Origin of the sequence: Nocardioides massiliensis, assembly GCF_030811215.1 — a bacterium.
Lineage (GTDB): Bacteria > Actinomycetota > Actinomycetes > Propionibacteriales > Nocardioidaceae > Nocardioides_A > Nocardioides_A massiliensis.
The window spans coordinates 3,109,786-3,121,989 of the sequence record NZ_JAUSQM010000001.1 but is presented as its reverse complement, the minus strand read 5'-3'; the positions used below and the strand labels follow the sequence as shown (position 1 = coordinate 3,121,989).

The 12,204-nt window shown below is 68.2% G+C and carries 14 protein-coding genes; 7 read left to right on the top strand and 7 right to left on the bottom strand.

Translation table 11 applies throughout. From position 1 onward, the window contains the following. Positions 1-21: 21 nt before the first annotated feature. Positions 22-972 carry a hypothetical protein gene (locus J2S59_RS15510; RefSeq protein ID WP_181641451.1) on the bottom strand — a complete coding sequence of 317 codons (951 nt, stop codon included), beginning with the start codon at positions 970-972 and terminating at the stop codon, positions 22-24. Continuing rightward, positions 969-1,676: a hypothetical protein gene (locus tag J2S59_RS15505; RefSeq protein WP_181641450.1), complete on the bottom strand. Its 708-nt coding sequence runs from the start codon at positions 1,674-1,676 to the stop codon at positions 969-971. The genes J2S59_RS15510 and J2S59_RS15505 overlap by 4 nt, the downstream gene beginning before the upstream one ends. Before the next feature lie 210 nt (positions 1,677-1,886). On the opposite strand from J2S59_RS15505, the gene mobF reads away from it, so the two are divergent. The 4 genes from mobF (at position 1,887) to J2S59_RS15485 (ending at position 6,835) form a co-directional block, all read left to right on the top strand. Next, positions 1,887-5,309, top strand: coding sequence for a MobF family relaxase (mobF, locus tag J2S59_RS15500; protein ID WP_306825269.1), 3,423 nt, complete (start codon positions 1,887-1,889; stop codon positions 5,307-5,309). Positions 5,310-5,437: 128 nt separating this feature from the next. Next, a complete protein-coding gene (locus tag J2S59_RS15495; RefSeq protein ID WP_306825268.1) occupies positions 5,438-5,749 on the top strand; it encodes a hypothetical protein in 312 nt (103 codons plus the stop codon). 209 nt (positions 5,750-5,958) lie between these two features. Then, positions 5,959-6,447 (top strand): fluoride efflux transporter FluC, encoded by a 489-nt coding sequence (locus tag J2S59_RS15490; RefSeq protein WP_181641797.1) that lies wholly within the window; start codon positions 5,959-5,961, stop codon positions 6,445-6,447. 13 nt (positions 6,448-6,460) lie between these two features. Then, positions 6,461-6,835: a fluoride efflux transporter FluC gene (locus J2S59_RS15485; protein WP_068119873.1), complete on the top strand. Its 375-nt coding sequence runs from the start codon at positions 6,461-6,463 to the stop codon at positions 6,833-6,835. Between the two features lie 131 nt (positions 6,836-6,966). Here the strand turns inward: J2S59_RS15485 and J2S59_RS15480 are convergent, their stop codons facing one another. Next, a complete protein-coding gene (locus J2S59_RS15480; RefSeq protein ID WP_246360237.1) occupies positions 6,967-7,371 on the bottom strand; it encodes a four-helix bundle copper-binding protein in 405 nt (134 codons plus the stop codon). Positions 7,372-7,500: 129 nt separating this feature from the next. Between J2S59_RS15480 and J2S59_RS15475 the strand changes: the two genes are divergently transcribed. Both J2S59_RS15475 and J2S59_RS15470 read left to right on the top strand, forming a co-directional pair. After that, entirely contained in the window at positions 7,501-7,938 is a 438-nt protein-coding gene (locus J2S59_RS15475; RefSeq protein WP_181641799.1) for an ArsR/SmtB family transcription factor, read from the top strand. A gap of 57 nt (positions 7,939-7,995) precedes the next feature. After that, a complete protein-coding gene (locus J2S59_RS15470; RefSeq protein WP_246360235.1) occupies positions 7,996-8,676 on the top strand; it encodes a DUF305 domain-containing protein in 681 nt (226 codons plus the stop codon). A 188-nt stretch (positions 8,677-8,864) separates the two neighbouring features. Here J2S59_RS15470 and J2S59_RS15465 read toward each other — a convergent pair whose 3' ends face one another. The 4 genes from J2S59_RS15465 to merA form a co-directional block, all read right to left on the bottom strand. Next, complete coding sequence (locus J2S59_RS15465; protein WP_068119872.1) at positions 8,865-9,404, bottom strand: DinB family protein; 540 nt, start codon at positions 9,402-9,404, stop codon at positions 8,865-8,867. Between the two features lie 215 nt (positions 9,405-9,619). After that, positions 9,620-9,979, bottom strand: coding sequence for an organomercurial lyase (gene merB / locus J2S59_RS15460; protein ID WP_181641796.1), 360 nt, complete (start codon positions 9,977-9,979; stop codon positions 9,620-9,622). Further along, positions 9,946-10,128 carry a hypothetical protein gene (locus tag J2S59_RS15455; protein WP_068119868.1) on the bottom strand — a complete coding sequence of 61 codons (183 nt, stop codon included), beginning with the start codon at positions 10,126-10,128 and terminating at the stop codon, positions 9,946-9,948. The genes merB and J2S59_RS15455 overlap by 34 nt, the downstream gene beginning before the upstream one ends. A gap of 162 nt (positions 10,129-10,290) precedes the next feature. Then, a complete protein-coding gene (gene merA, locus J2S59_RS15450) occupies positions 10,291-11,682 on the bottom strand; it encodes a mercury(II) reductase (protein ID WP_068119866.1) in 1,392 nt (463 codons plus the stop codon). A gap of 95 nt (positions 11,683-11,777) precedes the next feature. On the opposite strand from merA, the gene J2S59_RS15445 reads away from it, so the two are divergent. Next, on the top strand, positions 11,778-12,167 hold the full coding sequence (locus J2S59_RS15445) for a heavy metal-responsive transcriptional regulator (protein ID WP_068119863.1): 390 nt from the start codon (positions 11,778-11,780) through the stop codon (positions 12,165-12,167). Positions 12,168-12,204: the final 37 nt, after the last annotated feature.

Below are 12,204 nucleotides of genomic sequence, written 5' to 3'. Positions count from 1 at the left end.
TTCGCCTCTCGCCGCTGCTCGTTACTCCACGAGCACCTGTGCCTCTCCGACGGTGATCTCGACGGACCTCTGCAGACCGTCGAGACGGATGGTTCCGGTCTGGCCAGCGCCCTCCCACGTGATCACCCACGACGACGTCGCCGTCACCGTGTAGGCGCCACCCGGCTCTCCGGCGCTCGACTTCTTGTAGACATGGCCGCAGTCCGGTGACGGCTTCTTCTCGTACGAGGCCCTGTACGGCGTACCCGGGGCCCGGCACTCGACCGTGGTGCCGTCGCCCATCTGCCACGTCACCTTCTGCACGTTCGCCGTCGCGGTGATCGTGATGCCACCGGCGCTGGCGGTTGCGGTGATCGGTCCGTAGGTGTGGCTGTCGGGATTGGCTGCCCACATCCACACCGGCATCCCGACCAGCCCGATCCGGTTCGCCCCGGGCTGCGGGGTGATGCCGACGTCGATGGCTCGCAGCGCCATATCGTCGATGGCGAACTGTGCGACCTCACGCGGGTTTGGACCGGCGCCGGAGTTCTCCGGCGGGTTGTCCGCCCAGATGTAGCCCATCAGATCGACTTGCGGTTGGTAGCAGTCGTAGACCGCGCCGTCGCCAGGTTCGTGTCCTCGCCACACCGGGTCACCGGCCGGCGGTTGTGGATCAGCCAGTCGGATGTAGCAGCGGTAGGTGTTCGACCAGTAGCCGTACTCCGACGAGCAGGCCACTGGCCCCGGTGGCGGGTTGCTGATGCCCTGGTTTGTGCCGTCCCAGTAGCAGCTTTCACCGGATCCGGTGTCTTCTGGGCCGTCGTCGACGTTCTCGTTGCCAGGCACCTCGATGACCACCCACACCAGGCACTTGCCTGTGGTCGGATGCGTCTGCTGACAGACCGTCTTGGAGTCGGCAGCGACCGGCGGAGCAGCGAAGGTGATCAGGCACCCGACGAGGAGGGGCAATAGCGCGGCAATCCGCGTACTCACCCGGTGCACGGGGTCTTCTCCAGGTCTTGACCGCCCGCGACTCGCCAGCCAGCCTCCGGGTCGGTGTCCCAGGCGTAGTTCGCAACCGTCAACCGGGTCCACCCGCGGTCAGGCCGATCAGAGGCGACCATCGACGTGCCGGAGGCGTCGAGAACGTCCACCTCACTGACGTCCCAGCAGACGTCGATCGTCACCGACGGGACGCGGCCGGTCTTCGGGTCGGAGTTGTCCAAGCTGACCGATTGCACCTTTGTCTCCACGATGACCGTGTCGCCGCGCTGCTGGGTGCCGGCGGCACGTTCGCCCGTCAGGAAGTTCTCTTGGGCCGAGAGTTGGGTGCTGATCGCGACCTCATCCAGACGATCAAGAGAGACGGTGTCGTCTTGGAGCAGGAGGTCCGTGAGCGCGTAGTAGTCACCGACGGCACCCTCGGCTGCCGAGGTCGCGGCATCCTCCGGCGTCCCCGTGGCCGGTGCAGCGGTAGACGGAGACGACGCGTTGGCCGCCGCTGTCGGTGTGGGGTCGGGGTCGGAGTCCGAGCCGCAGGCGGTCGCTGCGGCGAGCAGAAACACTGCCGTCGCGACCGAGAAAGTTCCCGAGAATTTCGTCATGGCCGAGTCCATCCACCTCCCCGGAGATGGTCCCGAGAGAGGAGTCAGCGGCGCCCCGATAGCGGTCCCACCGAGATCACCGCCTTCGACCATTGAGCCAGTCAAATGTGATCTACGCAACATTTTCCCTCCTGTTCGCACCTCAACGACCAGGTGCACCGTCGTCCCCGACCGCCCGTTCCCGCTCGAAATCGACCGCTCCGCAGCCTGACCGCTCAATCCGGTCACACCTCTGGCACAGCGAGGCGGCACCGGCGCACCTTGTGGTCGAGGAGGTGCACGGTGACGGTTTCGCTGCGGAAGATGAGCCCCGGACACGGGTGCGACTACCTGCTGAAGAGCGTGGCCGTGGGTGACGGGAACCGGTCTCTGCGCACACCGATGACGCGGTACTACACCGAGGCGGGCACCCCGCCCGGCGTCTGGTTGGGGTCCGGCGTGCGGGAGTTCGGCGCGGGCCAGTTGGCTGCTGGTGCGGAGGTCACGCCAGCGCAGCTCGAACTGCTTCTGGTCCACGGCCGCGACCCGGTCACGGGTGAGCAGCTGGGGCGGGCCTACCCGACGTATCCATCGAGTGATGAGCGCGGGCCGAAGTCCGCGGTGTCGGGATTCGACCTGACCTTCAGCGTGCCCAAGTCGGTGTCGGTGCTGTGGGGGCTTGCGGACGCCGATATCCAGGCGCAGTTGGTGCGAGCGCATCACGACGCGGTCGCGGAGGTGCTGGGGTTCTTCGAGCGCGAGGTCGCGGTGACCCGGGCGGGGGCGAATGCCCGCAATGGTGCGGTCGCGCAGCATGAGGTGGCCGGGGTGGCGGCGACGGCGTACGACCACTGGGATTCGCGTTGCGGTGACCCGCAACTGCACACCCACGTGGTGGTGTCTAACAAGGTCCGCACGGTCTATGACCAGAAGTGGCGCAGCCTGGATTCGGTCCCGATCCACCGCAGCGTGGTCGCGATCTCGGAGCACTACAACGCGGTGCTGGCCGACCTGCTGACCCGACGTCTCGGCGTCAGTTGGGATTGCCGCGACCGTGGCGCGGACCGCAACAACGCCTTGGAGATCACCGGCGTCGGTGAACAACTTGTCAAGGAGTTCTCGAACCGCTCGCGCGATGTCGACGTCGCGACCGACCGGCTGATCGAGGAGTACGTCGCAGCGTATGGCCGGCGGCCGTCGACGAAGACGATCATCGAACTCCGGGCCACGGCGACGATCTCCACCCGTCCTGAGAAGGAACTGCACTCCCTGGCCGAGTTGACCGCCGGTTGGCGCGACCGCGCCCAGAGCCTGCTGAGTGCGGACCCTGCCACCTGGGCCCGCGACGTCGTCGCCCACACCGACCCGGTAGCGCTTTGTGCCGAGGACGTGCCGCACGACGTGGTAGCCGAGGCCGGCCGGCGGGTCGTAGCGGTGGTGGGGGAGAAGCGGTCGACCTGGCGGCACTGGAACCTGTGGGCCGAAGCAACGCGTCAGACGAATGAGTGGCGTTTCGCCACACCCCGCGACAGGGAAGCCGTCGTCGCGCTGATCGTCGACGCCGCCACCGGAGCATCCATCCGCCTCACCCCACCGGAACTCGCGGTGAGCCCGGAAGCGTTCCGGTGGGAGGACGGTTCGAGCCGCTTCCGGCCCCGGCAGTCCGCGGTCTTCAGCTCAGCCGACCTGCTCGCCGCCGAAGACCGTCTGTTGGTTCGGGCGAACACGGGGATCGCACCGTCGGTCGACCTGTCTACGGTCAAGAACGCCACCAACTGCGAGGTTCTCGGACATCACCTGTCCGATGGGCAGGCGAGCGCGTTGGCCCAGATCGCCACCTCGGGCCGGCAGATCGATCTCCTCGTCGGGCCGGCAGGCGCGGGGAAGACCACCGCGATGCGGGCGCTGCACGCCGCATGGACCACAACCCATGGGACGGGCTCAGTGGTGGGGTTGGCACCTTCGGCTGCAGCAGCGCAGGTGTTGGCCGACGACCTGGGGATCGTGTGTGACAACACCGCGAAGTGGCTCCACGAGCACGACCACGGCCGCGCCGCATTCACGCGTGGTCAGCTGGTGATCATCGACGAAGCCACGCTGGGCGGCACCGGCACGCTGGACCGGATCACCGGGCTGGCCGCCGACGCCGGGGCGAAGGTGTTGCTGGTGGGGGACGGAGCGCAACTGCAGTCCGTCGACGCCGGTGGCGCGTTCTCGATGCTCGCCGACGCCCGTGACGACACCCCCGAATTGGTGGACATCCTCCGCTTCGACCACCACTGGGAAACCACGGCCACCGCGGCGCTGCGCGCGGGGGACACCGACGTGATCGGCACCTACCTTCACAACGATCGCATCCACAGTGGCACCACCGACGAGATGACCGACGCCGCATACTCCGCATGGCGCACCGACCTCCGGGCCGGGTTGGCGAGCGTGCTGGTCACCGAAGCCACCGCCACCGTCACCACGCTCAACCAGCGGGCCCGGGCCGAACGAATCCTCAACGGCGAGACCGAGGCCGGCCGGGAGGTCGAGCTCGCCGACGGGAACCGCGCTTCGACCGGGGACGTGATCATCACCCGGCGTAACCAACGCCAACTCCGCTCCCTGCGTGGCGGGTGGGTCCGCAACGGCGACCGCTGGCGCGTCACCGACGTCCTACGCGACGGGTCCGTCCTGGCGGCCCGCCTCGGCCAGAAGACGGCTGGTGCGGTGGTGTTGCCCGCGCCATACGTCCGCGAGAGCGTCGATCTCGGCTACGCCATCACCGCTCACCGAGCCCAAGGGATGACGGTCGAGACCGCCCACGTCGTCGCCTCCGGGCGAACCAACCGGGAGAACCTGTACGTCTCGATGACCCGCGGCCGGCGGTCGAACACCGTGTACATCGCGCTCGACGACCCCGACGACGCTCACACCCCGCCGCAGGATGGTGAGGTCACCGCCCGAACCGTCCTGTACGGCATCCTGAAGCGCTCCGGCGCGGAGCTGTCGGCGCACCAGATGATCGAGGCCGAGCACGAACACTGGTCCTCCATCGCCCAACTGGCCGCGGAGTACGAAACCATCGCAGCCGACGCCCAACGCGACCGCTGGGCCAAGTTGATCGAGGAGATCGGGCTGGACGACGCGGATGTCGAGTGCCTCCTTGCCTCCGAGTCCTACGCCCCGCTGACCGTGGAGTTCCGCAGCGCCGAAGCCAACGGCTACGACCTGGAGACTCTCCTACCGCGGCTGGTTGCCAGCCGCGGACTTGCTGATGTCCACGACCTCGGCGCCGTGCTGATCAGCCGACTCCACCACGCCACCGCACAACCCAAGCGAACCGGACGGCGCAGGACCCAACCGAACCTGATCGTCGGCTTCATTCCCGCCGCAACTGGCGCCATGACCGCCGATCACCGTCAAGCGCTCGACGAGCGACGCGCGCTGATCGAGGCCCGCGCGACCGCCCTGGCGGAGCGCGCCATCCAAGCCCGCGACCCGTGGATCGCAGCAGTAGGCCCTCCGCCCCAGGACGCCGATCGTTCGCGGGCCTGGCACGACGCGGTCCGGGTCGTCGCGGCTTACCGCGACCGCTACGACATCGCCGGAGCCCACCCGTTCGGGACGGTGCCCGAGAGCGCCACCCAGCGCGCCGACCGGGCGCACGCCGCAGGGGCTCTACGCCGGGCGCAGGAGTTGGCTCGCGAAACCGCGGGGTCCCGGGTGCCTGAGATCCGGTCGATCGCAATCGCGCGCTGATCGGTTTGCACAGGCACCCGCCCATCCAGGTTCTCCACAGAACGCGAGCGCGCTGCGCGCGTTGTGCATCAACGGCGCTACCCCAGAGAGACGACCTCGTCGCAATGTCGTCAGGAAGGGACGCCGCCATGATTGTGATGCTTTCGGTCCGCCTCGCCGCGAATGTCCACGCATACCTCGGCGCGTACGCGCCGAGCAACATCCTCATCCGTCACCTACGTACCCCGAATGGTCGGTGGTGGGCGCTCCCCGTCTCCATTGCGCTGACGTCTGCATATATGGCAGCCACAGCGGGGCTGAACTCAGCGGTCGAGGCGGGTGCGCCCGGATGGCTCAACGCAGCGACTGCGCTGTGCGCGTGGAACGCGATCAAGTTCGGTTTCTTCACGTTTGCAGCATCGGCCGCGTTGATCGGGCGTGCGCTGGGCCGTCCTGCCTGAGGTGCTCGGCCCATCCCGAGCGTCGCCTGGGATTCGACAGGTCATCAAAACGCCAGCCGTTTGGTGGCCTCTCGACCTCGGCCGGAGTTCCTCTGGTCGGCGGCGGTGGGGCTCGCCGTACCCGAACCGCGGCATCGGCCGCCAACGGTCCCTGCTTGTGAGACCTGCGCCCGCTTGCCGCGAGCGCTCGACACGAGTAGGAGCCTCCGATGCCGTCGCCGCCTGCCTCGCCGTGCAGTGATGGTGACGCAGCGCCCTCGCGCACCTCACGTCGTCATCGTGCACGCACTGCTCGGGAACAGGCACCGGTCTTCGCCGCTGTCGCGGTGGGAGGGGGGATCGGTGCGGTCGCGCGGTATGCCGCGGGCGTCACCTGGCCGACGTACGCCGGAGCGTTCCCCTGGACAACGTTGGCCATCAATGGCGTTGGGTGCGCGGTGATCGGGGTGTTTATGGTCCTGATCACCGACGTATGGACGCCGCACCGGCTCGTCCGGCCATTCTTCGGCACTGGCGTGCTCGGGGGATTCACCACGTTCTCGACGTACGCCATAAAAGTACAGCGATCCGTCGACGAAGGCCACGCGCTACTCGGGCTCACCTACATGATGACGACTCCACTCGTGGCCTTGGCCGCTGTGTGGAGCAGCGCAGCGGTGACGCGCCGCCTGCTGATGACGAGGAGAAGCAGCCCATGACCGAGACCGCCGAATGACCTGGCTCCTCGTGCTCGCCGGCGGCATGGTCGGCGCCCCCATGCGGTACCTGACCGACCGGGCGGTGCAAGCACGCCACGACACCATCTTCCCCTGGGGCACCCTCACGGTAAACGTTGTCGACTGCCTGATCCTCGGCGTGGTTGCCGGAGCCACCATTCACGGCGCAGCCCCGGCGTCGGGGCAGGCACTGGTCGGGACGGACTTCTGCGGAGCGCTAACGACGTACTCGACTTTCTCCTACGAGACGCTGCGGCTTGCCGAGACCGGCTCTCGATTCCTCGCTGCAGCAAACGTGATCGCCTCAGTCGTCGCCAGCCTTGGCGCGGGGTTCATCGGCGCCGCTGTCGTCGGGGCAGTCTGGGCTTGAGCGACCAACAGCGCGACTGTGGACCGATTCTTTAAAGCGCTTGCCGCGGGCACGGGTGGCGAGCATCGCCGCGCGCTGCTGCCTCGCACAGGGTGGCAAAACGATGCACGCGGCAATGCCCAGGTCGGATCTCAACCGAGGCTGGCGAGGAGGTCGCGGCAGGCATGCTCGCACCGCCGGCAGGCCTCGGCGCAGATCCGGCAGTGATCGTGCATGTCGGCATGGCTCTCGCATTCGTCGCCGCATGCCTTGCAGGCGGTCGCGCATGCCTCCAAGAAGGCGCGGGCCACGTTCGCGTCGTACCCGGTCTGCCGAGACAGTGCGTTGCCGGTGGCTGCGCAGATGTCGGCGCAGTCCAGATTGGTTCGAATGCACTTGGTCAGCTCGGCCACCATGTCCTCCGACAGGCACGCGTCGGCACACGCTGTGCAGGCCTGGGCGCACTCGAAACACGCCGCGATGCACTCTGCCAATTTCTGCTTGTCGACGTGTCCAAGGTCCTTCGGGTAGGCGTCCAGCATCTTGGTGTGAGCCACGATTCCTCCTCAGGTCTGGCGGCGGGAGACCGGTTGGTGCACCCTGGATCCGCCGTTCCTGCTGCCTGTACCCACTGGATGCAGCATCATCCGCATAGCCGCACGGGTATCGGGTATTTCTGTGGAGTGATGGACAAGGACAAGGACTCGGTACGCACTCAGGACGACAACCCCGAACCGGTGACTAGTGCCGGCGACCGGCATCAACACCCGGTCGATCCGACGCGAGTGGCGATGGCCCGCGAGCGGCTGCCATCGGCGGAGGAGGGGGACCGGCTCACCAGCGTGCTGTCGCTGATGGCCGATCCCACTCGTGCGCGACTGCTGTACGCCCTCGACGTGGTCGAGGAGCTCTGTGTAGGCGACCTTGCCCTTGCGTTGTCGGTGAGCGAGGACGCGGTGTCCTATGGACTGCGGGTGTTGCGCACCGCCGGGCTGGTGGCACGCCGCAAGGAGGGCCGGATCGTCTATTACCGGCTCGCTGAGGGCTTTCCCGAGCCGCTTCGGCAGCACTGCCTTCGTCAGCTCATCGAGATGTCGCGGGCCGCGGTCGACGACGACGGCTGACGCCACCTCGATCGGTATCGACCCGCGACCCGCCTGGAACTTCGAAAGGACAACCCCATGTCATCGCACCACATGCAGCAGTCGTCAGACGCCGACGAGCCGAACGGTGAAGAGAAGCAGCACAAGGCCCACGAGCGACGGATGTACGTGCGCTTCGGGCTGATGATCGCCACCTCGACCGTGGTGATGTTCGTCTTGATGTACTCCAACGTCTTCGCTCTCGACCATGTGCGGTGGAGTGAGGAGCGCTTCTACATGGCGCTGTTGATGGGCGGCGCCATGGCGCTGGTGATGTTCGCGTTCATGCGCAGCATGATGTACAAGAACCGCACCTACAACGTTGTGCTCGTGGCGGTGGCGGTGCTACTCGGCGCGGGTGGACTGTATCTGTCGCGATCCCAGGCGCTAGTCGACGATCAGGCCTACATGAAGGGCATGATCCCGCACCACTCGATCGCCATCTTGACTAGCGAGCGGGCCGATATCGATGACGTGCGCGTCCGTGAGCTCGCTGACGGGATCATCGAGTCCCAGCGCAAGGAAATCAAGGAGATGGACTGGCTGGTTGAGGACATCGAGAAGAACGGCCCGACCACGACCCAGGAGGAAGCCGCCCAGCGCCCCGTCCCGAACTTCGAGGGGAACGCCGCCGGCGACCTCGAAGACCTCAAAGAGGTGTTGCGCGCACTCGCTTTGTTCGCTATCGAGCCGCAGCATTCGGCTGGGAGTGTTGATTGAGGTTGATCTTGGCCCTCGAGGCCCTCGTGGGGCGGAATTATCCGTGTCGCCTTCGTGCTCCGGTACGGCCCTCTCTCCAAGAGGATGCCGCAGATACACCTGCGTATGTGGGATGTCCGGCTCGATGTGTCAGTGTCGCCAGTACGCGCCCGGCGGTGGGCAGCGCACCGGCCTCGGGGTCACAGTTGTCAGGACTGGTCGATCGTGAGCTGGGCTCGGTGGAAGTCGTAGTGCTGGGCGCCGTAGGTGTACACCTGTTCGAGCGTCATGGTGTCGCGGAAGAACGGGTCCCAGCCGACCGGGAAGTGCATCCGGCGGTCGAGCGCCGCTTGTGACTCACCGTCGAGGCGGCGGTGCAGCAGGTCGATGGTGCGGTCGAACTGCCGGGTCAGCCGCGGACCGTGAAACACCAGCGCGCCGCCGACGGAGCCCAGGTAGTTGATGACGTGGAAGGGCCTCGTGGCAGCGTTCAGCGCAGCGGCGAAGGTGCGGCTGAACGGGGCGGGTAGCCGGCCGAAGAGGCGTACCAGCGGCAGCAGTCGGCGCACGATGAGGAAACCGAACGCCACGTGCCACAGCATCTGACCGTTGGTCCACCGAGTCCCGTTGGTGAGGCGACGGAGGTCCGCCGGAGTGGCGCGTGCGACGAGGTGGTGGAGGTCGCCGCGCACACGTTCCAGCTCATGGTGGATTCTCTGCCGGTCCGTCTGGTGCCCGTCGATGGCCATGAACCAGTGTCACCCCCGCTGGCCTTGGCCGAAACACCGTCTTCCACGCCGGTTGTGGATGTCTAGGCTCGCCATGCCTGCATCCGACGCGAACTCCGGCGGAGGACGGCGGCTCGCCCGAGCTGCCGGGATTTCCCCTCCTTTGGTGCGGCGGCGGGGTCGGCCAACCACCGCTACCTGCTGCGCTGACCGGTGCGGCAGCGGCGGCTGCGTGGTCAGGTGAGCTTGGTCCACACCTGCCGGCCGGTGTGAGCGAGCTCGGTCAGCGACGCCGTTGTGCCTGGCGGGTCACCGGCGCCTTTGCGCCAGGCTGCCAGGTGCGCGTGGTTGCAGAACAGGTTCGCCTCGGGGCAGAAGTCGGCCTGAACGTTGCGGCACGGTCCGCCGGGCAGCCGGCCGACAACCGGGCTCTCCTTGGGCGGCTGCCCGGTTTCGATGGTGACCCGAAGGGGGTGGTCGCAGTGCGCGCAGTGGGTGTCCAGGACGGCGTCGAGGTCGAGCACGGCGGGGACGCCGATGACGTCGAAGGCGCACCAGGTCCTCAACTGCAGGCCGCCCAACCGGAGCCGGTGCACGGTGGGGGTGTGACGCTGAGGCCGCCGGCAGCGACGACCGCGCCGGTCGAGTCACGGGTGATGGCGCCGGTAGCGGGCAGCTCGGCGAGGGCGGACTCGACCTGGTCCGGGGTCAGGCCGGTGGCTGTGGCCAGGGTGGCGACGTTCACGGGTTCTGCGGTGGCCAGCAGCCGCCCGAACGTTGCGCAGGCGAACCCGTGCGGCGTCTCCGTCGAGCAGTTCCAGCAGCCCGGCGACAGGGTCCAGGAACGGTTCGCGGTGCTGCGGGTCGGGACGGGTGTCGTCGGGGCTGGTGGGCATCGGTTGTCTCCTCAGGCGCAGCAGGAGGTGGGCATCTCGTCGCGGAACAGGCCGGCGGTCAGGCGCAGGCTCTCGGCCATCGTCAGGTACGGCGCCCAGGTGTCGGCCAGGTCGTCGACGGTCATGCCCGCCTTGATGGCGTAGGTGGCGGCCAGCATCATCTCGCCGGCGCCGTCGGCGACCGCGTGCACGCCGAGCACCTTGCCGGTTTCCGCGTCCGCGACCAGCTTCACCGCGCCTCGGGTGTCGTGGTTCACCAGCGCCCGGGGCACGTCGCCGAGGCCGAGGACCCGGCAGGTGCAGGCATGTCCGTCGGCGATCGCCTGCTCCTCGGTCAGCCCCGCCGAGGCAAGCTGGGGTCGGGTGAACATGACCGCCGGCAGGCCGGTGTAGTCGACCGATGCGGGCCGGCTCCCCTCGGGTGCCAGGGCGTTGGTGGCGGCGACCCGGCCGGCCGCGGCGGCGACGTAGACGTACTGCGGGGTCCCGGCCACGTCCCCGGCGGCGTAGACCTTCGGGTTGGTGGTGCGTTGGTGCTCGTCCACGGTGACGAAGCCACGGGGGTCGGTACCCACACCGGCGAACGCAAGGTCGAGTGCGGTGGTATCGGGCCGACGCCCGGTGGCGACCAGCAGCCGCTGCCCGGCCGCTTCCCGCCCGGAGCTGGTGGACACGGTGACGCCCCCGTCGCCGGCGCTCTGCACCACGGCGGCGTGCTCCTCGATGACGGTGATGCCGTCCTCGGCGAACACCGCGGCCATCACCTCGCGCAGCTCGGGCTCGGCCTGCGGGGCTAGGCGGCCGACCACGGTGACCCGGGCGCCGAGGTGCGCGAACAGCTGGGCCTGCTCCATGCCGACGTACCCGCCCCCGACGACTACCAGCGACTCGGGGACCTCGGTGAGCTCCATCGCGGTGGTCGAGGTCAGGTAGTCCACGGCGTCGATACCGTCGATGTCGACGGTGTGCGGCTGGGACCCGGTGGCCAGGACATAGCCGTCGGCCCGCAGCGGCTTCCCGTCCACCTCGAGGGTGTCCCTGTCCACGAACCGTGCCTCGCCGGTGAGGACGGGGAATCCCCAGGCGTCGGCGACGTCGGCGTACTTGTGCTGACGCAGCCACCCGACCAGCTCGGACTTCTGGCCGACCAGCGCGGCCAGGTCCACGCCGTCGGCGCTGGTCGGGGCCCCGCCGAACGGGTTCGTCAGTGCTCCGTGCCGGGCACCGGCGGCCGCCAGCAGCATCTTCGACGGCACACAGCCGACATTCACGCAGGTGCCACCGAGCACGCCGCGCTCGACCAGCACCACGGACGCGCCGGCCTTCCGGGCCGCGATGCCGGCGGCCATCGCGGCACCACCGGAACCGATGACGGCGAGATCTACCTCAAGGTCCTGCGTCACGGGGTGCTCCTCCTGCTTGCGCTGGGTGTGTTGACTGGACCCAGTCTCAACCTTCCACCGTGCTGGAAGGTCAAGCCCGGACAGCAGGAGCACCCATGCGCATCGGCGAACTCGCCAAGGTCACCGGCACCACCCCGAAGACGTTGCGGTTCTACGAGGGAGCCGGTCTGGTCACTCCCGCCGGGCGCACCGCCAGCGGCTATCGCGAGTTCGGGCCTGACGCCGTGGACCGGCTGGCGTTCATCCGCCGCGGCCGCGCCGCCGGCCTCACGCTGGCTCAGATCCGCGAGGTCATCGACCTCCGCGACGCCGGCGCCACCCCATGCCGACACGTGAAGGACCTGCTCACCTACCGGCTCGCCGACCTGGACCGGCAGATCACCGAGCTGCAGGCGCTCCGCGAGACCGTCGCCCAGCTACATGACGCCGCCATGCACGCCGACCCCGACGACTGCCGTCCCCAGGACGTCTGCCGCTACCTATAGCCCAACCGAGCGCAGCCTCTTGACCGGTGCCGACGCG